This window comes from Pseudomonas sp. LBUM1643, from assembly GCF_059716215.1.
Map to the genome: position 1 here is coordinate 4,117,950 of NZ_CP166813.1, position 22,947 is coordinate 4,140,896.

The 22,947-nt window shown below is 59.1% G+C and carries 17 protein-coding genes; 9 read left to right on the forward strand and 8 right to left on the reverse strand.

The features are described from left to right. Positions 1–35 precede the first annotated feature (35 nt). The 4 genes from ACA063_RS18480 to ACA063_RS18495 all read left to right on the forward strand — a co-directional run bounded on the left by ACA063_RS18480 (position 36) and on the right by ACA063_RS18495 (position 5,278). The gene (locus ACA063_RS18480) at positions 36–1,112 is read left to right on the forward strand and encodes a Rieske 2Fe-2S domain-containing protein (RefSeq protein ID WP_497662836.1); all 1,077 of its coding nucleotides are present in this window, start codon (positions 36–38) and stop codon (positions 1,110–1,112) included. A gap of 99 nt (positions 1,113–1,211) precedes the next feature. After that, positions 1,212–2,411, forward strand: coding sequence for a formaldehyde dehydrogenase, glutathione-independent (gene fdhA, locus ACA063_RS18485; RefSeq protein WP_162438951.1), 1,200 nt, complete (start codon positions 1,212–1,214; stop codon positions 2,409–2,411). 217 nt (positions 2,412–2,628) lie between these two features. Further along, complete coding sequence (locus ACA063_RS18490) at positions 2,629–3,963, forward strand: MFS transporter (RefSeq protein ID WP_497662837.1); 1,335 nt, start codon at positions 2,629–2,631, stop codon at positions 3,961–3,963. Between the two features lie 37 nt (positions 3,964–4,000). Beyond that, on the forward strand, positions 4,001–5,278 hold the full coding sequence (locus ACA063_RS18495; protein WP_497662838.1) for an OprD family porin: 1,278 nt from the start codon (positions 4,001–4,003) through the stop codon (positions 5,276–5,278). A gap of 191 nt (positions 5,279–5,469) precedes the next feature. Here ACA063_RS18495 and ACA063_RS18500 read toward each other — a convergent pair whose 3' ends face one another. The 5 genes from ACA063_RS18500 to ACA063_RS18520 all read right to left on the reverse strand — a co-directional run bounded on the left by ACA063_RS18500 (position 5,470) and on the right by ACA063_RS18520 (position 12,902). Continuing rightward, on the reverse strand, positions 5,470–7,224 hold the full coding sequence (locus ACA063_RS18500; RefSeq protein WP_497662839.1) for an acyl-CoA dehydrogenase family protein: 1,755 nt from the start codon (positions 7,222–7,224) through the stop codon (positions 5,470–5,472). A 53-nt stretch (positions 7,225–7,277) separates the two neighbouring features. Then, positions 7,278–8,525: a thiolase family protein gene (locus ACA063_RS18505; RefSeq protein WP_497662840.1), complete on the reverse strand. Its 1,248-nt coding sequence runs from the start codon at positions 8,523–8,525 to the stop codon at positions 7,278–7,280. Then, positions 8,522–10,405 (reverse strand): feruloyl-CoA synthase, encoded by a 1,884-nt coding sequence (locus tag ACA063_RS18510; protein ID WP_497662841.1) that lies wholly within the window; start codon positions 10,403–10,405, stop codon positions 8,522–8,524. The genes ACA063_RS18505 and ACA063_RS18510 overlap by 4 nt, the downstream gene beginning before the upstream one ends. Before the next feature lie 158 nt (positions 10,406–10,563). Continuing rightward, a complete protein-coding gene (locus ACA063_RS18515; protein ID WP_497662842.1) occupies positions 10,564–12,012 on the reverse strand; it encodes an aldehyde dehydrogenase in 1,449 nt (482 codons plus the stop codon). Positions 12,013–12,071: 59 nt separating this feature from the next. Next, positions 12,072–12,902 (reverse strand): p-hydroxycinnamoyl CoA hydratase/lyase, encoded by an 831-nt coding sequence (locus tag ACA063_RS18520; protein ID WP_497662843.1) that lies wholly within the window; start codon positions 12,900–12,902, stop codon positions 12,072–12,074. 212 nt (positions 12,903–13,114) lie between these two features. On the opposite strand from ACA063_RS18520, the gene ACA063_RS18525 reads away from it, so the two are divergent. Next, positions 13,115–13,603 carry a MarR family transcriptional regulator gene (locus ACA063_RS18525; RefSeq protein WP_490146916.1) on the forward strand — a complete coding sequence of 163 codons (489 nt, stop codon included), beginning with the start codon at positions 13,115–13,117 and terminating at the stop codon, positions 13,601–13,603. Positions 13,604–13,671: 68 nt separating this feature from the next. Here the strand turns inward: ACA063_RS18525 and ACA063_RS18530 are convergent, their stop codons facing one another. Further along, positions 13,672–14,994, reverse strand: coding sequence for an OprD family porin (locus ACA063_RS18530; RefSeq protein WP_497662844.1), 1,323 nt, complete (start codon positions 14,992–14,994; stop codon positions 13,672–13,674). Positions 14,995–15,320: 326 nt separating this feature from the next. Between ACA063_RS18530 and mhpT the strand changes: the two genes are divergently transcribed. The 4 genes from mhpT (at position 15,321) to ACA063_RS18550 (ending at position 20,407) form a co-directional block, all read left to right on the forward strand. After that, on the forward strand, positions 15,321–16,538 hold the full coding sequence (gene mhpT, locus ACA063_RS18535) for a 3-(3-hydroxy-phenyl)propionate transporter MhpT (RefSeq protein ID WP_497662845.1): 1,218 nt from the start codon (positions 15,321–15,323) through the stop codon (positions 16,536–16,538). A gap of 417 nt (positions 16,539–16,955) precedes the next feature. Then, positions 16,956–18,290 carry an MFS transporter gene (locus ACA063_RS18540; RefSeq protein ID WP_497662846.1) on the forward strand — a complete coding sequence of 445 codons (1,335 nt, stop codon included), beginning with the start codon at positions 16,956–16,958 and terminating at the stop codon, positions 18,288–18,290. Between the two features lie 68 nt (positions 18,291–18,358). Then, positions 18,359–19,609 carry an OprD family porin gene (locus ACA063_RS18545; RefSeq protein ID WP_497662847.1) on the forward strand — a complete coding sequence of 417 codons (1,251 nt, stop codon included), beginning with the start codon at positions 18,359–18,361 and terminating at the stop codon, positions 19,607–19,609. 84 nt (positions 19,610–19,693) lie between these two features. After that, on the forward strand, positions 19,694–20,407 hold the full coding sequence (locus ACA063_RS18550) for a GntR family transcriptional regulator (protein WP_497662848.1): 714 nt from the start codon (positions 19,694–19,696) through the stop codon (positions 20,405–20,407). Between the two features lie 9 nt (positions 20,408–20,416). On the opposite strand, the gene ACA063_RS18555 is transcribed toward ACA063_RS18550, so the two are convergent. Further along, complete coding sequence (locus ACA063_RS18555; RefSeq protein WP_497662849.1) at positions 20,417–21,367, reverse strand: PDR/VanB family oxidoreductase; 951 nt, start codon at positions 21,365–21,367, stop codon at positions 20,417–20,419. A gap of 88 nt (positions 21,368–21,455) precedes the next feature. Further along, entirely contained in the window at positions 21,456–22,514 is a 1,059-nt protein-coding gene (locus ACA063_RS18560) for a Rieske 2Fe-2S domain-containing protein (protein ID WP_497662850.1), read from the reverse strand. Positions 22,515–22,947: the final 433 nt, after the last annotated feature.

Sequence of the window (22,947 nt, forward strand, 5' to 3'; positions counted from 1 at the left end):
AACAACAACATCAACCGTGCCTTCTGGAGAACACCATGAACACCTCCACTCTCCAACACCTTGCCGAAGAAATTCCGGCGCCTGCCTTGCCCAGCTTTCCCCTCAACCAGTGGTACGTCGCCGCCCTGGGTTGGGAGTTGAAGGACAAACCGGTGGGTCGGACATTGCTCAACAAGCCTGTGGTGCTGTTTCGCAAAGCCAACGGCGAGGTCGCGGCGCTGGAGGACCGCTGCTGCCACAGGGCAATGCCACTGTCGCACGGCACGCTCGAAGCATCGGGCATTCGTTGCGGCTATCACGGGTTGCTGTTCGATGACCTTGGAAAATGCGTCGAAATTCCGGGTCAGGACAAAGTCCCGAGCAAGGCCAAGGTTCCTGCTTATCACGTACGTGAGCAGGACCAGATCGTGTGGATCTGGTTTGGCAGCGTGACTCAACCTGAGCCGAACTGTGAGCCACCGATTTACCAGGTTCACAGCAACGGCAAATACCTGTTTGACGGCAGCGTGTACCACTACGATGCGCCTTATCAACTGATTCACGACAATCTGATGGACTTGAGTCACCTGGGGTATGTCCATCTGCACACCATCGGTGGCAACGCCAGCATTCACATGAATGCGCGGATGAATGTGGAGAGTGAAGACAACGTCGTACGGGTCGTGCGCCACATGCCCGACTCTGTTCCACCACCGACCTACACCGCCGCCTACCCCTTCAAAGGCAACGTGGACCGCTGGCAAGAAATCGAATTTCACGTCAGTCATCTGCGTATCTGGACCGGTGCGGTGGATGCCGGTACCGACTCACTGGATAACCCCGATCGCGGCGGCTTCCACATGCGCGGATTCCACGGCGTAACGCCAGAGACCGACACCACCACTCACTACTTCTGGACCATTGCAACCAACCCGGCGAGTGACCCGGAAGCCATCAAGGCCAAGGTCGTTGAACAAACCATCCTGACCTTCGATGAAGACAAGGAAGTGATTGAAGCCCAATACCAGAACATGTGTCGGTTCGGTGCGCGCCCGATGATCGACATACACGTCGATGTCGGCGCCAATCGCGCCCGCCGGATCATTGAGCAACTTCGCCAATCCACCTGTTGAGTCCGTCAAACCAGACTCAACGCTCCCGGAATTTTTGCTGCTCCGAAGGCAGCACTTTGCACCGCTACATAACAACAACATTCCTCGAGGGAAAAAAGCATGTCAGGCAATCGTGGTGTGGTGTATCTCGGCGCTGGCAAGGTCGAAGTACAAAAAATCGACTATCCGAAAATGCAGGACCCGCGCGGTCGCAAGATCGAACATGGGGTCATTCTCAAAGTTATTTCCACCAACATCTGCGGCTCCGACCAGCACATGGTGCGCGGTCGCACAACGGCTCAAACCGGCCTGGTGCTGGGCCATGAGATCACCGGTGAAGTGATCGAGAAAGGCAGCGACGTCGAGAACCTGAAAATCGGTGACCTGGTGTCCGTACCGTTCAACGTGGCTTGCGGGCGCTGCCGTTCCTGCAAGGAACAACACACCGGCGTCTGCCTGACCGTCAACCCGGCCCGTCCCGGTGGTGCTTACGGTTATGTCGACATGGGCGACTGGACCGGTGGCCAGGCCGAATATGTGCTGGTGCCATACGCCGACTTCAACCTGCTGAAACTGCCGGATCGCGACAAGGCCATGGAGAAAATCCGTGACCTGACGTGCCTCTCCGACATCCTGCCGACCGGTTACCACGGTGCCGTCACTGCCGGCGTCGGCCCGGGCAGTACTGTTTACATTGCTGGCGCTGGTCCTGTCGGCCTGGCCGCTGCCGCCTCGGCGCGTCTGCTCGGTGCAGCGGTGGTGATCATCGGCGACGTCAACACCATTCGCCTGGCCCACGCCAAGGCGCAAGGGTTTGAAATCGTCGACCTGTCCAAAGACGCGCCGCTGCACGAACAGATCGCCGCACTGCTGGGCGAACCGGAAGTGGATTGCGCAGTGGACTGCGTCGGCTTCGAAGCTCGCGGCCACGGCCATGACGGCGTCAAACACGAAGCCCCGGCTACCGTGCTCAACTCGCTGATGGGCGTGGTGCGGGTTGCCGGCAAAATCGGCATCCCTGGCCTCTACGTCACTGAAGACCCGGGCGCTGTCGACGCTGCCGCAAAAATGGGCAGCCTGAGCATTCGCTTCGGCCTCGGCTGGGCTAAATCCCACAGCTTCCACACCGGCCAGACCCCGGTCATGAAGTACAACCGCCAACTAATGCAGGCAATCATGTGGGACCGCATCAACATCGCCGAAGTGGTGGGCGTGCAGGTCATCAGCCTGGATCAGGCGCCTGAGGGATATGGCGAGTTCGATGCCGGTGTGCCGAAGAAGTTTGTGATCGATCCACACACATCTTTCAGCGTGCCCTGAATGACAGGCTTCCCGACCGGACCAGGCGCGCCCGCGTCCTGAACCCGTCGCCGCCCCGGAGCCGTGTAGCAGGCTCCGAGGCGCCTTGCATGTACCACTGACCAACAAAAACAAAAAGGTATCGACATGTACACACTGCACCCCTTGCATAGCAGGGCGGCTTCGGCTGCCCGTCGTTCACAGCATTTCTCTACCCACAGCTGCGGAGTCTGACGCCATGAGCCAGACGATTGGACAACAGCTGGACGAGAAACCCATGGTCAGCTTCCAGTGGGGCGTGATTGCGCTCTGCTTTCTGATCAACATGCTGGATGGCTTCGATGTATTGGTGATGGCCTTCACCGCGGCGTCCATTTCCGCCGAATGGGGCCTGAGCGGTATTCACCTCGGCTACCTGCTCAGTGCAGGGCTTGTCGGAATGGCAATCGGCTCGTTGTTCATTGCCCCCTGGGCTGATCGCTTCGGTCGACGTCCACTCATTCTGTTGTGTGTGGGTATCACCGGGCTCGGCATGCTGGCATCTTCGAAGGCGACGTCAGCCGAGATGCTCGCGGTGTTGCGCCTGATTACCGGACTCGGCATCGGTGGCATCCTGGCGAGCAGCTATGTCATTGCGGGAGAGTACGCCAACAAGAAATGGCGCAGTCTGGCCATCAGCCTGCAATCAACGGCCTACGCACTGGGCGCAACGATCGGCGGCCTCATCGCGGCGCAGATCATTCCGTCCCTGGGTTGGCGTTCGGTGTTCTTTTACGGTGGCGTAACAACGCTGCTGATCCTGCCGATCCTTGCATTATGGCTACCCGAGTCCCTGGCTTTCCTGTTGTCTCGCCAACCCAGGCGCGCGCTGGTGCGTATCAATGTCCTGCTGCAGCGAGTAGCGATCACTGCGCTGGAACAGTTACCCGCGGCGTTGCGCGAATCCAGGAAACCGCTACGCGCCACGTTTGCCGAGCTCTTCTCGCCGGCTCTGCTGCGTTCAACCTTGCTGGTGTGGAGCGCGTTCTTTCTGGTGATGTTCGGTTTCTATTTCGTGATGAGCTGGACGCCGAGGCTACTGGTTTCGGCCGGTTTGTCGAACACCCAGGGAATCACTGGGGGTGTACTACTCAACGTCGGTGGCATTCTCGGCACTTCGCTGATCGGTCTGCTGGCGGCGCGCTTTCGTTTATCCCAAGTACTAATGACCTACCTGCTGGTCAATGCAGTATTGCTGGCCGTCTTTGTGCAATTCACTGCCAACCTGACGCTGGCCTTCGCCCTGGTGTTACTGATCGGTATTTTTGTCAACGGCTGCGTCGCCGGGCTGTATGCACTTACCCCTGGCATCTACAACGCCACCCAGCGCGTTACTGGCTTGGGTTGGGGCATCGGCATCGGGCGCGTCGGTGCGATTCTCTCGCCATTAGTGGCTGGCCGACTGATCGATGCGCAGTGGCAGCCAGCCGACCTTTACCTGTTATTCGCCCTGTCCTTCGTCCTCGCCGCCCTCGCCGTTTGGCTCTTAAAACCGCAAAAAATGCTCCAGCTCAACACCGTCAGTAACACCTGAGTCGACCGTCCATAACAATAAAAGCAGGACACATCACATGCAAAAAACCCTTGAATGGCCTTGGCGTTGCAGCCTGGGCATGGCGATAGCCTTTGCGTCTTCCACCGCCTGCGCAGGGTTCGTGGACGATAGCAGCGCGACCCTTACCACGCGCAATTACTATCTGGACCGGGACTACAAAGGCGACAGCCCTTATTCGGCCGCTCGCGAGTGGGCACAGGGATTCATCCTCAAAGCCAACTCCGGATTTACCGGCGGGACCGTCGGCTTCGGCGTTGATCTCACGGGGATGTTAGGACTCAAACTTGACTCGTCGCCCAATCGGACCGGCACTCAACTCCTGCCTTTTGACCCGACGACCCGAAAGGCCGAAGACGAATATTCTGAACTGGGCGTGGCGCTCAAGGCGAAAATCTCAAAGACCCGGTTATCCGTTGGAACGCAGTTCCCTGCCCTGCCGGTCATCACCGCGAGCCCTGCTCGTTTGGTTCCGCAATCCTTTCGCGGCGCGTACGCGATTTCCGATGACATCAATGGCCTTACGTTACACACGGGTCGAATGGATCGAGTGAACCTGCGTGATTCCACTGACTATCAGCCAATCACACTGGCGTCGCCCAATGGCCGCTTCAAAAAGGGCGCCAGCTCGGAGCGTTTTGACTTCATTGGCGGCGACTATCAGTGGTCTGACACGTTAACCCTTCGCTATTTTCACGCCGAGTTAAAGGACCTGTACACCCAGGACTTTGGGGGAGGCATCCACGTGCTTCCCCTCGGCCCAGGCAAACTGAAGACAGATGTGCGGGTCTATAACAGTCAAGAAAATGGCCATGCCGAAGCCGGCAAGGTAGACAACTTGAACGTCGGAGCCATGTTCAGCTACCAGGTCGCTGCCCATACCCTGGGAATGGGTTACATGCACCAGACAGGCGACACGGCAATGGCCTACATCGCCGGCGGGGAGCCAACAGTGCTCAGCGACGGCACCATGAGTGCGGACTTCGTTAACCCGAAGGAGCGGACCTGGGTGGTGCGGTATGACTACAACTTCGCGGCCGTCGGTTTGCCGGGGTTGACCGGCATGGCCCGCTATCTGAGGGGGAGTAACATCGACCTGCCACACTTGGGAGGTAGCAATCTGACAGAGTCGTCGAAGGATCTCGAGTTGGCTTATGTCATACAGTCAGGCCCGGCAAAGGGTCTCGCTCTGCGCCTGCGCCATGCGTTTTATCGCAATGAGCAGAGCGAGGAATCGACATTCCGGAGTGATAACGAAACCCGGATTAACGTCGACTACACGCTTAAAGTCTGGTAGTTGATGGTAAAAACCACACGCGAGATCAAGGCATGCCAGTGCATTGACAGGGAAGCGATTTAGCTGGCCGGCTTTACGGCGGGGGACTTGCGATAGATCGTCTAGCCTGTTCCCTGTACCTGCCGGACACTCGCTCCAAAACGCCATCGCCTGGCGCTACTCCTGCGTCAGACCGGGTCTTCAGCCCGGCCTCAAATAAACGCCAATTCTGCTCGCGCCCCACGCACCGCAGCCATGTGCTGCTCGGTTTGGGGCAGCAGGTAGCTGAAGAAAAACCCGGCTGTTTCAAGTTTAACGGCACGCAGTGGATCGTCCTCAGGCAATTGCCGCGAGACCCGAGCCGCCCGCGCCCAGGCCAGCGCGAGCAGGGTCAGGCCGCAAAGCTGAAGGAAACTCCCTGCAGCTCGATACGGGTACTCAATATCTTTGAGTGATCGTTCACGCACCTCGCGAACCAGCACGTGAAGCTCACCACACAGCTTCACCAATTGCTCAGCAAAGCCGGCGCACTGTGGCGTTTCGGCGCCCTGCCTGGACTCTTCGCGCAATTGCGCCAGCAACAGGTCAAATGTTTGGCCCTGGTCGCCCAACACCTTGCGTAACAGCAGGTCGTTGGCCTGAATCTCGTTGCTGCCTTCGTAAATCATGGCGATGCGGCTGTCACGCAGTGTTTGCTCGATGGCAAATTCGCAGACGTAACCGTAACCACCAAACACCTGCAAGGCGTTGCTGGCCTGGCGAAAACCCTGTTCGGTAAAAAACGCCTTAATGATCGGTGTCAGCAGTTGCGCCAGTTGCCCGGCTTGTTGTCGAGCCAGTAGCTGTGGGTCATGTTCGGACTGGTCCAACAGGTGCGCGGCCCAATAGCCAATAGCGCGCATGCCTTCGCTGGTGGCGCGTAATTCGAGCAGGACGCGGCGCATTGCCGGATGGTAGTGGATCGGGTCGGCTGCCTGCGCCACAACCCCGGCCGGTCTTGACGGTGCGCGCATCTGCAGCCGTTCACTGGCGTAGCTACGACAGTTCTGCCAGGCCGCTTCGCTGTGCCCAAGACCCTGTAGGCCTACATGAAGACGTGCTGAATTCATCATCACGAACATCGCCTTCAGACCATGATTGACCTCGCCAATCAACCAGCCCTGAGCCGCTTCGAACACCATGGAACAGGTGGAACTGCCCTTAATCCCCATCTTGTGCTCGATACCGTTGCAGGCCACACCGTTGGCCTGACCCTGACTCAATAACTTCGGCACCAGAAACAGCGAAATCCCGTGGCTGCCAGTTGGCGCTCCCGGCACGCGAGCCAGCACCAGATGCAGGATGTTTTTGGTGAGGTCGTGCTCGCCGCCAGAGATAAACAGCTTGTTGCCGCTGAGCCGATAACTGCCGTCGTCCTGGGGTTCGGCGCGACAGCGTAGCAGGCCGACATCACTGCCAGCCTGGGGCTCAGTCAGGCACATGGTGGCCAGGCTTTCGCCACTAATTATTGCGGGAAGAAAGCGCTCCTGCAGCCACGCGTCTGCGTGGACCTTCAGACAAAGATAAGCGCCGTGGGCAATGCCGGTGTACATGGCCCAAGCGTGGTTACTGGCGTACAGCATCTCTTGCAGTGCCGCGTCGAGCACTTGCGGCAAGCCTTGTCCACCGAGCGCTTCGGCACAGGCCAGGGCCGGCCAACCGCCTTCGACATAAGCCCGATAGGCATCGGCAAAGCCATCCGGAGTGGTGACCTGCCCCTCGGCCAAACGGCAACCCTGACGATCTCCAATGCTGTTTAACGGCGCCAGGATGTCACTACTGAAACGCCCGGCCTCCTTCAGCACCTGCACGGCCAGCGGTAAATCCAGCGCCTTGAATACCGAACTCCGACGCCACGCCTTGGGCGCCTGCAGCCAGTGCTCAAGAACAAATTGCATATCGCGCAAGGGCGCCTGATAGCTCCACATGTGAAACCTCATAGGGTAGAGAACAAGTGACATCCGTCGTTACGAGTGGGCTACTAATGTCGCACGTGCCAGGACGGGTTCTCGATCAGCAGGGCCATGCCCTGCCCGCCACCGACACAGGCTGCGGCAATCCCATAGCGCAAATTGTGCTCGCGCAGCTGCCGGGACAAGGTCAATACCAGGCGCAGACCACTGGCTGCCAACGGGTGACCGAGGGCCAGCGAGCCGCCCTGGACGTTGAGAAGGGAGCGGTCCAGCTCCAACTCCTGAGCCACGGCGAGGACCTGGGCTGCCTGGGCTTCGTTGATTTCAAAGCGGCCAATCTGATTCAGGCTCAGGCCGCTGCGCTGCGCCAACAGACGAATCGCCCGTGCAGGACCGATGCCCATGAACTCCGGCGCCACCCCCACCACAGCGCTGGCCCGCAGCAAGGCTAACGGCGTATCGCGGCTAGCCGAAGCAGGTCCGACCAGCGCCGCTGCCGCACCATCAACTACCGCACAGCTGTTTCCGGCGGTCTGTACGCCTCCCTCGTGCACGGCGCGCAGCCGGGCCAAGGCGGCCAAATTTCCGTGTCGTGGGTGGCTGTCGTCACTTACCGAGTCGACACCACGTGGCAGGCGAATACTTCGAGATTGATAGCCTTTGAGTTCAAAGATTTGAGGAACTACATCAACAATCTCAGGCGCCAACCATCCTGCCCGCTGCGCCGCAAACGCCCGCTGATGGCTGGCATAGGCGTAGGCGTCCACGGCCTCGCGACTCAGCCCATAGCGCCGCGCCAGATTGTCGGCGGTGGCGATCATGTCCACCCCGGGAGCCGGGTCGTACAATGCTTCCCAGAGAAAGTCCTTGAACTGCACCCCGGCGCCAAGACGGAAACCGCCGCGATGGGTATAGGCCGCGATCGGATTGCGTGACATTGATTCGGTAGCCACGCACAGCGCCAGTTGCATGTCGCCATCCAGTTGCCTGGCGGCCTGGTGCAGCAGTTCGAATCCGGTGGCGCAGATACGCTGCACGCCCAGTGCCGGAACCGATTGCGCCACACCGCTATAGAGACCGATATGCCGTGGCAGCAGATAGGCATCGAAGCTGGCCTGGGCCATGGAACCCGCCAGCACGCTGTCTACCGCCAGCGGATCGACACCGCAACGCGCCAGTACTTCGCGCCCGACCTTGATGCCCAAGTCAATCGGCGAGACCTCGGCCAGCGCACCACCGAGGTCGACCCACGGCGTTCGCACCGCATCGAAAATCGCCGCGTCGGCATAGGCCGAGTACTGCCCGCCACTGTTCATGACTTCGCGCCGGCGCGCAGGATCGTCGGATCGAGACCGCGATACAGGGCCTCGACCTGCTCCGCGCGCCACTGCAACACCGCTCGCTGATTGATCGAACCCTTGTCGGTGATTTCTCCGCGATCAATGGAGGCCGGCTCGTCGAGCAAGGCAATCCACTCCAGGCGACTGGCATTGCCGCCGGCTTCGCGATTGAGCCGCTGCAACCAATCGACGAACCACTCGCGTACCGGTGCGCTTGCCAACACCTGGGCGTCGCTGGCACGGGTCGTCAGCCCCGCCAGGCCTCGGCATTCGTACATTCGCGGGAACACCAGCGCGCCGAGGCACTCACGGTCCGGCGCGGTCACCACCAGGTCCTGGACATAGGGTGAACCTTCCAGTACCGCACGATTGCGCAGCGGGCCGACACTGACGAACACCCCTGAAGACAGCTTGAAGTCCTCGGCGATGCGTCCATCGAACATCAACCCCAGTTGCGGGTCATGCGGGTTGGCTAACTTGAGCGCATCACCGGAACAGTAAAAGCCTTGTTCGTCGAACACCTCGGCCGTCTGCTGCGGCGACCGCCAGTAACCGGGCATGATGTGCGGCCCACGAAAGCGCCCTTCCAGCTTGCCGTCCTTCGGTACCAGACGGACCTCACAACCCGGCGCCGGCAAGCCGATATAACCGGCCATGGACAATGGCCCGGTAGTAAAAGTGCAGGATGGCGCGGCCTCGGTCATACCGAGCCCGGCCATCATCCGAATGCGTTCGCCACAGTGTTGTTCGGCTACCCGGTCCAGGCGATCCCAGACGCTTTGCGACAGCCCGGCAGCGGCGAAGAAGAACAGGCTGACGCGCTTGAAAAAACACGCCCGTAGCTCCGCGTCCTGTTCCAGGGCCGAGACCAGTTCTTCCCAGCCCTTGGGCACGGTCAGGTAGGCGGTGGGAGATATCTCCTTGAGGTTGCGCAGAGTCTGGGCAAACCCCTGCGCGGTAGGTTTACCGTCGTCCAGGTAAAAACTGCCGCCGTTGTAGAGCACGATGCCGAGGTTGTGGCTGCCGCCAAAAGTGTGGTTCCACGGCAGCCAGTCCACCAGCACCGGAGGCTCTTCGCCGAACACCGGAAAAGTCTGCAACAGCATCTGCTGATTGGCGCAGAGCATGCGTTGCGTGGTGATGACTGCCTTGGGCAGCTTGGTCGAGCCGGAAGTGAATAGAAATTTTGCAATGCTGTCCGGGCCGGTGGCGGCAAAAGCGGCTTCAGCCTCGGCGCCGCCAGGTTGTTCAAGCAAGCTGGAAAAGCTCGCCTGGCGGCGACCCGTGACTTGGCCACGGACGTTAATCAATGGCGTATCGGCTGGTAACACGGCGTCGATGGCGCGCTGGTACACTGGGGCGTCACTGACGAAAACAAGGCCTGGTTGCAGCAGGTCGCAAACGTGGCGCAGCTTGGAGAAATCCTGGGACAACAGCGAATAGGCCGGCGACACCGGGCAGTAGGGAATGCCCGCATACATGGCACCGAAGGCGACTTGCAAATGCTCGATGTCATTGCCCGAGAGTAGCACCAGGGGCTTATCGGCCGACAGACCATAGCGCAGCAGGCCTTGGGCGATAGCCCGGACACTGTCGAGCATTTGCGCGTAACTCACCCGACGCCATTCACCGTCGGCCTGGCGGGCGGCGATAAAGGTTTGCTCGGGACGCACTTGAGCCCAATGCACCAGACGGTCGAGCAACCGCCTGGGCATCTCGGCCAACGGTTCCAGGGAGCGCATGTGCAGTACACCCTGCTGCTCCGTAACTTCGACCGGCGCGCAACCGATGGACACGTGGCGATAGCGCAGTGCGCTGGCTTCGGCATGTGATTGCAAATTGAATTCGGAACTCAAGTGCTTGTTCTCCGTCGAGGCACGCTAAATCAAGCCACACACCGGTGACTCATCGTTAGCGTGGCAGCCGATGGCTGCAGCCTTGTTATTGTTATTTCGGCCTTGCACGCGAGCGATTCGCTTCCGGGGAAGTCGATGCCCGACGTGGCGACGCCTATTCAGATCGGGTAGTGCCGCGGTCCATTCTGCAAGGTGACCCAACGCAACTGGGTGAAATGCTCAATGGATGCCTTGCCACCGAAACTTCCGTAACCGCTGGACTTGACCCCGCCGAAAGGCATTTGCGCTTCGTCGTGCACGGTCGGGCCGTTGATATGACAGATGCCCGACTCGACTCGTTGGGCCAAGGCGAGGGCTCGTCCGCAATCGCGGCTGAAAATCGCCGCCGACAAACCGAACTCGGAGTCGTTGGCCAAGTGCAGCAGTGCTTCGTCCCCCTCACCGCGCAGCACCACGGCCACCGGTCCGAACGACTCCTCGCGGTACAGACGCATGCTCGCGTCGACGCCGTCGAGCAGGGTCGGCTGCAAAATGCTGCCGTCCAGTTGCCCGCCGACCACCAGTCGCGCCCCCTTGGCCAAGGCATCGTCGATCAACCCCTTGATGCGCATACCGGCGCTTGCGTCTACCAGCGAACCTAACACTGAGCCCGCAGCCGCAGGATCGCCCGCGCGCAGGGTGGCAACCTTGGCCGCCAACTTGGCGACAAAAGCCTCGGCAACCTTGGCATCGACGATAAGGCGCTCGGTGGACATGCAGATCTGCCCCTGATTGAAATAGGCGCCAAAGGCGGCCGCCTCAACCGCAGCATCCAGATCGGCATCATCGAGTACCAGCAACGGTGCCTTGCCGCCCAGTTCCAGCAAAGCCGGTTTAAGGTGGCGCGCACAGAGTTCGCCGACAATGCGTCCGACATGTGTCGAGCCCGTGAAATTGACCCGTCGCACCGCCGGGTTGGCGATCAACCGCTCGACAATCGCCGCGGCATCCGCTGGTGCGTTACTGATGACATTGACGACGCCATCGCCCAAGCCTGCGTCTTGTAATACCTGGCCGATCAAACGGTGCACCGCAGGGCTAAGTTCGGAGGCCTTGAGCACTACGGTGTTGCCGCAAGCCAATGGCATGGCGATTGCGCGTGTGGCAAGAATCACCGGGGCGTTCCATGGCGCGATGCCCAACACTACGCCGCAGGGTTGGCGCAGGGCCATGGCGAAACTGCCCGGCACATCCGAGGGGATGACTTCGCCATTGATCTGAGTGGTCATCGACGCCGCTTCACGCAGCATATTGGCCGCCAGCCGCACGTTGAACGCGTACCAGTTGGACATCGCGCCGGTCTCGCCTGCTGCCTCGATGAACTCGGCACTGCGCGCTTGCAATTGTTCGGCAGCCTTGAGCATACGGGTTCGACGTTCATTGGGTGCCAGCGCAGCCCAAACGGGAAACGCCGTCTGCGCAGCGGCCACCGCGGCGTCGGCATCTTCCAGGGTGGCGGCCGCTACCCGCGATACCAACTCGCCGGTCACCGGGTTACGGCGCTCGAAGGTTCGACTGTCACGAGCGTGGCACGACTGGCCGCCAATCAGCAGGGGCACGTCCAGCATGGTGATTCCTCTTTATAGACTTTAACGGGAATGCATAGGAACGATTTGAACGTAGCACCTCAGCGTTTGTACGCTTGCAGGCCTGGCTTGATGCTCTTGTCGTCGAGGAATTGCTTCATGCCTTGTTCACGGCCGCCTTCGGTGTCAAGCAGGCGTGACTGATCGAGCTTGGCATACAGGTAATCCTCGTTCTGCTCCCAGGTCAGTTCACGGCAGCGTTTGAAACCATGCTTGGCCGCTCGCAGTACCACCGGGTTTTTCTCCAGCAGATTACGCGCCAGCTCCACGGTGACTTCGCGCAGTTGCACCAGAGGTACGCTTTCATTGACCAGGCCCATCTGCGCGGCTTTCTGCCCACCAAATGTCTTGCCCGTCATGATGTAGTAAAGCGACTGGCGATGGCCCACGGTGTCGGCCATGGCCTTGCTTACCAGGTTGCCCGGCGGGATACCCCAGTTGATTTCCGAAAGACCGAATGTCGCTTCGTCAGCGCAAATCGCCAGGTCGCAGGCCACCAGGGGGCTGAAGCCGCCACCGAAACACCAGCCGTTGACCATGGCTATGGTCGGCTTGGCGTACATGCGCAACAGTTTCCATTGCCATTGCGAGGCTTCACGGCGGATTTTTTCCTGAAGAATCTCCGGGCCAGCGTCCACCTCGCGGAAGTATTCCTTGAGATCCATCCCGGCAGTCCAGGCTTCGCCCGCACCGGTCAGCACCAGTACACCGGCGTCCGGATCCTGCTCCAGCGTTTCCAGAACATCGATCATCTCGCGGTTCAGGGTCGGGCTCATGGCGTTGCGTTTTTCCGGACGGTTGAGGATGACCCACGCGATGCCTTCCTCGATTTCCACTTTGACCGTTGTCCAGCGACCTTCGTAATTACTCATGACGATGCTCTCTTGTTCTGGGAGTGAAGATGACTGGAAATTAAATCACCAAATTAGTTATGTCAATTAACTATTAATATAATTAACCATTTTTTGTCCCACTGAAAGCCCCCGATTTTTAGACGCCAAGCAACATTGGTCATAGCAATCACCGGTCAACGCCGGCAAAATCGATAGCCTTGTTAACTCCCAATACTCAGGACTCACCTGCAATGGCCAAGCCCTCCCCCCTCGCCGAATCGATCGAGGCACCGTCGACCAACGTCGAGATGCAGGCACCTCTCGATTCGGCGCTGAACGACCTGATCGGCTATGCCATGCGCCGCGCGCAACTCAAACTGTTCCAGAACCTCATTAGCCGCCTGTCGGCCCACGATCTGCGACCCGCTCAATTCTCGGCCCTGGCGATCATCAATCAGAACCCAGGCCTGATGCAGGCAGATCTGGCACGGGCACTGACCATCGAGCCGCCCCAAGTAGTGCCGCTGCTCAATAAACTGGAAAGCCGTGCGTTGGCAGTGCGCGTGCGTTGCAAGCCAGACAAGCGCTCTTATGGGATTTTTCTTAGCAAGACCGGCGAGACCCTGCTCAAGGAACTGAATCAGATCGCCGCGCAAAGCGACCTGGACGCCACCGCAGCCCTGGACAATCAAGAACGTGAAGAGCTACTGCGTCTGCTGAAGAAGATTTATCAGGAGTGACGGCGCAGCGCCGACACGCCCCCTCAAAAAAAGGAACGTGCCGGTGAGAGACCTGGACGACCCACGGGTTACCAGATCGGCAAGGTGTAGATCACCAGAAACCGGGTCTGGTTTTCATCGCGAAATGCAGCACCGGTCGGGAAATCATTGCGGTAGATCGCCTTGCGCGCCACCAGTGCAACGTCTTTCAGCGGACCGCTCTGCACCACGTAGCCCAGCTCCATCTGAAACTCACGCTCCTTGCGGTCCTCGGCGTTGAAGGCTTGCAGCTCGATATTGTCAGCGCGCAGATAACGCAACCGGCCTCTCAGCCCGGGGACTCCGGACGCGGCAAAGTCATAGTCATAGATGGCCTGCCACGTGCGCTCCTTGGCATTGAGAAAGTCCGACGCCATGGTCAGCTCACTCATCCCCATCAACTCTGTCCCAGAGATGTAGGGTGTCGCCGTGTCGCCACTGGAATGCATATAGCCGACACCAAAACGGTGCCCGCCATATCGGTAGCTGAACAGTCCAGAGACGTTGCGATTGTCCACTTCACCTGCTTTGGAACTGCCGTCCTCGCGACTGAAAAAACTGCGCAGGTCGCTGGTCAATACCCCCCCGCCCAGCGGCAAGTCATGCAATAACGCAAACGTGTCCTGCTGATACAAGTCGCTCACCTCGGCGTGGTAAACACGCAGGCTCAGCGCCTTGTTGACCTGATAATCGCCGCCCAGATAAGCCATGTGCGAGGTCGTGGCAGCAGCGTTGAATCTCCGATTGGGCGCAGCGATGGTCATCGCCTCATAGTTCGTGGAATTGCGCTTATCGATGCGATCGATGTACCCGGTGTTCAACGTCAGGCCATCGATGTCCCTGGAGCTGAGAGTAGTACCGCGAAAGGTTTGGGGCAGCAGTCGCGAGGGACTGGCAAAAGCAAAGGGCAGGAAGATCGACACATCCCCGGACTTCACCGTGGTTTGAGCAAAACGCAGCTTGCCGGTCGGTGCCAGGCGCGAATAGTCATTCGCCGCTCGGTTGTCGCTGGCCGACACCGGCAACAACTCGGTGCCGCTACGATCCGGCGCGGAGTCGAGCTTGACCCCCAGCAGCCCCCGAACGTCCAGTCCGAAACCCAGCGGCCCTTCGGTAAATCCCGATTCCATGTTCATGATGAAACCCTGAGCCCACTCCTGGGCAGCGGTCTTGGTTCCATCGTCTTTGTATTGGCGATCCAGGTAGTAATTACGCAGGGTCAAGGTGCCATGGCTGTCTTCGATAAAGCCCCCGGCGCGGAGCTGGGTGGGCAGAACGCTTAAACCGAGCAGTGCCAGGAGCAACCCTCGGTTGATACCAGGCACACAGGTGGCTGGCGTCGTCGCAACGGTGTCCAGAGGGAGTTTTGGCATGTTTGTTTTCCATTTTTATTATTGTTAGTGCTGCCAGGGAGCGCTGTGCAACCGGCTTCGCGAACAGAGAATGGAAACAGCCAATGACACCTGTCAATCGTAAATGACCGATAATCGAACATTAATATTATTATCTATTTTTATGATTAACTATTGATCAGAACCTATCTTATTGATTTAGCTGAAATTTTTACTGTTTTTTCAAATTTTATTGGAGCGCTTCATCTTTTAGTTATCTTTGTTATCTTAATAATCAGCAGCCAACTTCAGCCCCAGCGCGATGTGGCGGCTCGACTCCACAAAAAAAATAACAATGAGGTTCATCCATGGACAGTCCATCGCGTCGTTCGACGCTGACAATCGCTTTGTGCTTTATCGTTGCGCTGATCGAGGGTTTCGATCTGCAGGCCGCCGGCACCACTGCCGCCGGGCTGCGCCAGAGTTTTGCCCTGGACCCGAAGATGATGGGGTGGGTGTTCAGCGCCGGTATCATCGGCCTGCTGCCCGGGGCATTTTTTGGCGGCTGGATCGCCGATCGCATCGGCCGCAAGAAAATCCTCGTCGGTGCAGTGCTGCTGTTCGGCTTGTTTTCCCTTTGCACTGCCTATGTCGGGAGCTACTCCAGCCTGTTGCTGGTGCGCTTCATGACCGGTTTGGGCCTGGGTGCCGCCCTGCCCAACCTTATAGCCTTGTGCGCCGAGGCCGTGAGCGAACGCAACCGCGGCACCGCCATCAGCGTCATGTATTGCGGCGTGCCCCTGGGCGGCGCGCTCGCTGCGGTAGTGGCGATGTTTTCCAGCGAACACTGGCAAACCACCTTCATCATCGGCGGCCTGGTGCCCTTGCTGGTGGTACCGCTGATGGCACTGCTGCTGCCCGAGTCCACCGCCTTCCGCCAGCAAAATTCCGCAACTGGCATCCCAAGGCCCTCCACCGCACAGGCGCTGTTCGGCGAAGGCCGCACACGCAACACGCTTGCCTTATGGATGAGCTATTTCTTCACCTTGACCGTGATGTACATGCTGCTCAACTGGCTCCCTTCATTACTGCTGGAACAGGGCTTCAGCAAACCACAGGCGGGCATGATCCAGATGCTGTTCAACATCGGTGGCGCCCTCGGCTCGCTGCTCGGCGGCCTGCTTCTGGACCGTTGCAACGGACTGAAGGTCGTGCTGTTCGTGTATGTCGGATTGCTGGCGGCGCTGGCCGGGGTCGGCCTGTCTATCGGCATCGTGTCAATGTCGATCGCAGGGTTTGCCGCCGGGCTTTTCGTCATGGCTGCGCAACTGGTGCTCTATGCCCTGGCACCACCGTCCTACCCGACCGCAGTGCGTGCCACCGGCGTCGGCGCGGCCGTGGCCATTGGTCGCTTGGGTTCAGTGGCAGGCCCCTTGGCCGCCGGGCAACTCCTTGCCGCCGGTGCCGGCACTACTGGCGTGCTGTTGGCGACTTCACCCGGACTGGTGATCGCCGCCTTGTCGATCATCACCGTGATCGCCCGCTCCAGTTCTACCACTGAAGCACCACTGAATACCGCCAATTGAGCCCCCCTTCGAAGTTTTCAACTTTCTAGCGAAATCAGGCGGTTTCACAACCGCCGTCCTCTCTTGAGCGTCAACGTGCGCCGGCCTTTACGCAGCGCCAATGGATCCTTTCGAAGCAACATCCATACATGATCGATAATCGAACACTTTATGTTTAATATAACTATCTGTTTTTAAACGTATTTATATATCTATAAGACAAAATACAACAACAACCTTTCCGCAATCACTTTTCAATGGATCCATAAATTGATTGACTGGCGCCACACGGTGTCAGGTGTAGCGCCTGCCCGCTCATAAAAATAACAAGGGTGTCGTGATGAGTGATTTCTCAATCGGGTCCAAGCTTCGGCTTGCATCCAGCTTCGTGTGCCTTTCTCGCTTTACCTTTACCCAGCCTCATATCGAGGGGCAGCCATGAGTGTCGACCTGAAGAGCGTACTGGATGAGCAGCCAATGGCGCGTTTCCAATGGCTGGCCGTGGGAATCTGTATTGTCCTGAACATGATCGATGGCTTCGACGTGCTGGTGATGGCCTTCACGGCCTCATCGGTATCCGCGGAATGGGGCTTGAACGGTGCACAAATCGGCCTGTTATTGAGTGCCGGACTGTTTGGCATGGCGGCAGGCTCTCTGTTCATTGCCCCATGGGCGGATCGCTTTGGTCGTCGGCCGCTGATCCTCTTTTGCTTGCTGCTCTCGGGGGTCGGCATGCTGTTGTCAGCCCTGAGCCAGACGCCCGTACAACTGGCGCTACTGCGTGGGCTGACCGGCCTGGGTATTGGCGGAATACTGGCCAGCAGTAACGTGATTGCCAGTGAGTACGCTAGTAAACGCTGGCGAGGGTTGGCAGTGAGCCTGCAATCCACTGGTTATGCCTTGGGCGCGACGCTTGGGGGCTTGTTGTCGGTATGGCTGCTGACGCACTTTGGCTGGCGATCGGTATTCATCTTTGGTGGCGCCGCGACCTTGGCGGTGATTCCCCTGGTGTTGCTGTACTTACCTGAGTCGCTGGACTTTCTGATCGCCCGCCGCCCCGAGAATGCCTTGGTGCGCATCAATCGACTGGCCGCCCGCCTGGGCCAGCCCGTACTGCGCGAGTTGCCCGTCGCCACCTTGGCGCCGACTTCTGGCCGCGGCCGCCTGGCGCAGTTGCTCTCGCCTGATTCACGGCGCACTACCCTGCTGATCTGGTTGTTGTTTTTCCTGGTGATGTTCGGCTTCTACTTCGTGATGAGCTGGACGCCGAAGCTGCTGGTCTCGGCAGGGCTATCGGCACAGCAAGGCATCAGCGGCGGCGTACTGCTGAGCGTCGGCGGAATCTTTGGCGCCGCGCTGATTGGCGGCCTGGCCTCGCGCTGGCGGCTGACTCGCGTGCTGTCGCTGTTCATGCTGATTACCGCAGGGCTGCTGGTACTGTTCGTCGGCTCCGCTTCATCGGTATCGATGGCACTCGGCCTGGGTCTACTGATCGGGCTGTTCGCCAACGGTTGCGTGGCTGGCTTGTACGCCTTGTCGCCGATTGTCTATGACGCGTCGGTGCGCGCGACGGGGGTTGGTTGGGGCATCGGTATCGGACGCATTGGCGCGATTCTTTCGCCGACCGTCGCAGGACTGTTGCTAGACAGCGGCTGGCAACCCCTGCACCTGTATGGGGTGTTTGCCGTGGTTTTCGTCATCGCCGCCGCTGTGCTTCTGGCATTGCGGCCTGCCGCCCAGCCACAGCCTGGCGCCCAACTCAGCCGGGCCTGACACCTGTGCAATGAGGTAGCGGGGGCCGCCCCCGCTACTGACTACATCCTCCAGGAAAAAAAACAATAATGACTTACTTTTCTCTCCCTCCCCGGGCGCTGCTCGGCGGTGCAATCGCGCTTGCCCTGATTCCTTCGGCGCACGCTGAAAGCGGTGGTTTTTTTGAGGATTCCAAGACCAGCCTGATGCTGCGAAATTACTATTTCAATCGTGATTTCAACGATCCTGGCGCCAGCAAGAGCAAGATCGAAGAATGGGCCCAGGGCGCGATCCTCAAGTTCAGTTCCGGTTATACCCCAGGCTTTGTCGGCTTTGGCCTTGATGGTATCGCGATGCTGGGCGTCAAGCTTGACAGCGGCCCGCAACGCAGCGGTTCGGAGCTGCTACCGGTGCAGGACGATGGACACTCCGCCGATGACTACGGGCGCGCGGGACTGGCAGCAAAAATGCGTATTTCCGACACAGAACTGATGCTAGGCGAGCTCATGCCGGATATTCCCCTACTGCGCTACGATGACGGACGCCTGCTGCCACAGACCTTTCAGGGCGCCATGCTGGTGTCCCGGGAGCTTCCCGGCCTGAACCTGCAGGCAGGTCAATACACCGCTGTGAGCCTGCGCAACTCTTCAGACATGCAAGACCTCTCGGCTTGGGCTGCACCCACCGTCATGTCGGACAGCTTCAACTATGCGGGTGCCGAATACCGCTTCAACGAACAACGGACCCTGATCGGCGCCTGGCACGCGCAGCTCGAAGACATCTATCAGCAAAGCTACCTGAACCTGCTGCATAAAGAGAAATTCGGTGACTGGACCCTCGGCGCGAACCTGGGCTATTTCAACGACAAGGATGACGGCAGAGCCCTGATCGGCAATGTGCAAAGCCATACCGCCTACGGATTGTTCTCGGCCAATCTGGGTGGCCACACGCTGTACCTGGGGTTGCAAAAGGTCAGCGGCGATACCGGCTGGATGTCCGTATATGGCAGCAGCGGGCGCACCCTTGGCAACGACATGTTCAACGGCAACTTCAGTAACGCCGACGAGCGCTCCTGGCAGGTCCGTTACGACTACAACTTCGTCGCCGTCGGCATCCCAGGCTTGCTGCTGATGACCCGCTACGGTCATGGCGACAACGCCAGCACCAAGGCCGGCAGCAATGGCAAGGAATGGGAACGTGACACCGAGGTCAGCTACACCCTGCAAAGTGGCCCGCTGAAAAACCTCAGCATGCGGGTCAACAACGCTACCAACCGTCGTAGTTTCAACAGCGACTTCGATCAGACCCGCGTGATCGTCAGCTACCCGTTGTCACTCTGATCCTATTGCCCGGGGGCGCTTGTCGCCCCTGCATCTCCCCCCTCCTTGCGTTACTATGGCGAACCCCCTCTGGAAGTCGCCTGCATGAGCAAACCGGGTCAAATGGTGCTAGTCGCACTGCGAAAAATGATCGCCTCGGGCGAGCTGGCGGCCGGCGAACGGCTGATGGAGATTCCGACGGCGGAACGCTTCGGCGTCTCGCGCATGCCGGTGCGCATGGCCTTCCTTACCCTGGAACAGGAAGGCTTGCTGGTGCGCCATGGTGGACGGGGCTATCAGGTGCGCTCGGTGAGTGCCGAAGATATCGCCGGCGCCGTGGAAGTGCGCGGAGTTCTGGAAGGTCTGGCGGCTCGGCAGAGCGCTGAACGCGGATTGAGTGAACAAGCACAGGCGGCGCTGCGCGAATGCCTGGTGGAAGGCGATACCTTGTTCGAAAAGGGCTACGTGACTGAAGAAGACCTCGAGGTATTCCATGACCTCAACATGCGCTTTCACCATGTGATCGTCGAAAGCAGCGCCAACCCGGCGATTGCCGAAGCCTTGGCGCGCAACGACCATCGTCCCTTTGCTTCAGTGTCAGCGCTGGCGATCGACCGGCAGGATATGGCACGTGAATACCGGCGCTTCAACTTCGCGCACATGCAACATCACTCGGTCTTCGACGCACTGGTCAGCCGCCAGGGCGCACGCGCTGAGGCCATCATGCGTGAACACGCCAATGCCACACTGAGATACGCCGAGGTATTCGGTGCGATCAGCAACACCGATCGGATGAAGGTGATCGCGCGGGGCGAATGATTGACTGGTTCAGAGGTCCAGCACCAATAGCGCCGACCTGGACCTTGAGCAACAGGGCGTAAATTGATCATTTGCCGCTTGCTCTGCCTCGGTAAGGAACAGGTCACGGTGATCCGGCACCCCCTCCAGCACTCGGGTCAGACAGGTTCCGCAGATGCCCTGCTCGCAGGAAAGCGCAATCTCGACGCCGTGACTTTCCAGCACCTGGACCACCGTCTTGTCGGCCGGAATGTCGAACACCTGCCCGCTACTGCCTAGCTTGATCTGGAACGCCCCGTCGGCGGCGGTATCCACCGGCGCCGCGGCGAAGTATTCCCGGTGCAACTGCCCATCGCTCCATCCCTGAGCCCTCGCGCTGTCAAGTACATGCTGCATGAAACCTGACGGACCGCAGACGTACAGATGCAAATCAGGCCGCGGATTGGCCAGGACCCTGGCAGCATCCAGTCGCGAATCGGCTTGCTCATCGAAGTGCAAATGCACGCGATCGGCAAAGGATGCCCCTTTGAGTCGCTCGACAAAAGCCGCCCGTTCACTGGAGCGAGCACAATAGTGCAGCTCAAAATCGGCTCCGTGGTGGGCCAGTTGCTCGGCCATGCACAGAATTGGGGTAATGCCGATACCGCCTGCAAACAACAGGCTGCGCCGCCCCTCGGCCACCAGCGGGAACAGGTTGCGCGGCTCACTGATGAACAGCCGATCTCCGCTGTTGATCAGCTCATGCAGACTCTGGGAACCGCCACGCGAGGCGACGTCTTTGAGCACGCCAATCAGGTAGCGGTGGCGCTCTTGCGGGTGATTGCACAGCGAGTACTGGCGGATAAGTCCGCCGGGCAGGTGCAAGTCGATATGGGCCCCGGCGCTGAAGCCGGGCAATAGCCCACCTTGGGCACAGGTCAACTCGTAGCTGCAGATATCCAGCGCTTCGTAGTTGCGGGATGTCACGACGACTTCAATCATGGCGCACCTTCAAGACTGGCCACCGCAGTGGCCATGAGCAAGATCAATGGGAGTGGACTGGCGTAGCGCTCAAGGGCGCTGCCCTTCGCTATTTGGTCGTGGCAATCAGCTCGACAGACGGCGCTCGCTCGCGGGCGATGAGGCGTTCCAGCACGCGCCGGGATTGCACACCACCGGCATCGATATTGAGCTTGAGCAGGTTGCGTTCGGGATTGGCCAGCAGATTTTTCTGCTGCTGTTCGAGCATGTCGAGGTCTTCGCTGAAGATCTTGCCCTGGCCCTCTCGGATGGTGGCCGTCAGTGCTTCGTCGCGGGGATTGAAATTGCGCGCCATCCCCCAGAAGTACCAGATTGACGTGTCGGTCTCCGGGGTAATGAAGTCGACCACGATACTGGCCGCCTTGTACTGCGGCTCGGCGTTGTAACCGCCCTTGCCGGCGTGGGCTACGCCCACCTCGATTAACACGTGACTGGGCGGACTGAAACGGCAGATCTGCCAACGGTCTACAGGCACGTCGTCGGCCAGATTGTTGCCACGCAGGGCCATGCGCCAGAACGGCGGCGCCATGATGTTTTCCATGTGCCGCGCGGTGACCACCTCGTCACCCTGGACAGTGGTGACCGGCGCCACTTCATCGATCTCTTTCTGGCCAATACTCGAGGCGTGCACGTAGGTTTCGTGGGTGAGATCCATCAGGTTATCGATCATCAGTCGATAGTCGCAATTGATATGGAACATCCCACCGCCGTAGGCCCACTCATCACTGACAGCCCATTCCAAATGATGGATCAGTGCAGGATCAGCCTTGTCCTGCTCCCCAGGCCAGACCCAAATGAAACCGTAACGCTCTTCAACCGCGTAAGTCTTGTTGCACGGAAAGCCCCGTACGCGCTGACCTGGCATTTCGACGGTCTTGCCATCACAGCCCATGACCAGGCCGTGGTAGCCACAGACCAGGTTGCCATTGTCGACATAACCAAGGGAAAGGGGCGCGCCGCGATGCGGGCAAAAATCCTCGACGGCGGCAACGCGCCCTTCAAGGCCTCGATAGAAAACGATTTTCTCACCGCATATTCGCCGCCCCAATGGCTTTGAGGCGATCTCGTCGGGGGTGCAGGCAACATACCAGGTGTTTTTTGGATACATGCAGATCTCCAGCACAGGCTTGTTATTATGGATCCATTAAATTGCATAATCCTAACCGAAGTCAACATAAACGCTTTATAAATAATTTAATGGATCCATAGATAATAATTGGGTGTGAGACATCCCCCTTGCCGGGTTGGCAATGACGAGGCTGCAATTCGAGATCGCAGTAAACACGGCGCACTGAATGACGCATTCGACGCTGTAAGCGTGAAGCAGGATTGGAGGAAGTGCAGGCACGACTGGTGAGCGCGCAAGAGACACTGAGAATGCGAACCGAATGACGAGATCCATTCGGACGCTAATTTTATGGATGGGGTTGCCGCATTTCCTGGGATTCTCAATGCGCACAACAAAGGTGTACCGACATACCAGTTGACTAATGGAGAGCCCTTCATCGCAGGCAACCACTGATGTGCTCAGGAGCGTCCTG

Excerpts from the sequence above, each read along its gene's own strand:
- ACA063_RS18480 (WP_497662836.1), top strand. The coding sequence starts at position 36 with ATGAACACCTCCACTCTCCAACACCTTGCCGAAGAAATTCCGGCGCCT.
- fdhA (WP_162438951.1), top strand. The coding sequence starts at position 1,212 with ATGTCAGGCAATCGTGGTGTGGTGTATCTCGGCGCTGGCAAGGTCGAA.
- ACA063_RS18490 (WP_497662837.1), top strand. The coding sequence starts at position 2,629 with ATGAGCCAGACGATTGGACAACAGCTGGACGAGAAACCCATGGTCAGC.
- ACA063_RS18495 (WP_497662838.1), top strand. The coding sequence starts at position 4,001 with ATGCAAAAAACCCTTGAATGGCCTTGGCGTTGCAGCCTGGGCATGGCG.
- ACA063_RS18500 (WP_497662839.1), bottom strand. The coding sequence starts at position 7,224 with ATGTGGAGCTATCAGGCGCCCTTGCGCGATATGCAATTTGTTCTTGAG.
- ACA063_RS18505 (WP_497662840.1), bottom strand. The coding sequence starts at position 8,525 with ATGAACAGTGGCGGGCAGTACTCGGCCTATGCCGACGCGGCGATTTTC.
- ACA063_RS18515 (WP_497662842.1), bottom strand. The coding sequence starts at position 12,012 with ATGCTGGACGTGCCCCTGCTGATTGGCGGCCAGTCGTGCCACGCTCGT.
- ACA063_RS18520 (WP_497662843.1), bottom strand. The coding sequence starts at position 12,902 with ATGAGTAATTACGAAGGTCGCTGGACAACGGTCAAAGTGGAAATCGAG.
- ACA063_RS18525 (WP_490146916.1), top strand. The coding sequence starts at position 13,115 with ATGGCCAAGCCCTCCCCCCTCGCCGAATCGATCGAGGCACCGTCGACC.
- ACA063_RS18530 (WP_497662844.1), bottom strand. The coding sequence starts at position 14,994 with ATGCCAAAACTCCCTCTGGACACCGTTGCGACGACGCCAGCCACCTGT.
- mhpT (WP_497662845.1), top strand. The coding sequence starts at position 15,321 with ATGGACAGTCCATCGCGTCGTTCGACGCTGACAATCGCTTTGTGCTTT.
- ACA063_RS18540 (WP_497662846.1), top strand. The coding sequence starts at position 16,956 with ATGAGTGTCGACCTGAAGAGCGTACTGGATGAGCAGCCAATGGCGCGT.
- ACA063_RS18545 (WP_497662847.1), top strand. The coding sequence starts at position 18,359 with ATGACTTACTTTTCTCTCCCTCCCCGGGCGCTGCTCGGCGGTGCAATC.
- ACA063_RS18550 (WP_497662848.1), top strand. The coding sequence starts at position 19,694 with ATGAGCAAACCGGGTCAAATGGTGCTAGTCGCACTGCGAAAAATGATC.
- ACA063_RS18555 (WP_497662849.1), bottom strand. The coding sequence starts at position 21,367 with ATGATTGAAGTCGTCGTGACATCCCGCAACTACGAAGCGCTGGATATC.
- ACA063_RS18560 (WP_497662850.1), bottom strand. The coding sequence starts at position 22,514 with ATGTATCCAAAAAACACCTGGTATGTTGCCTGCACCCCCGACGAGATC.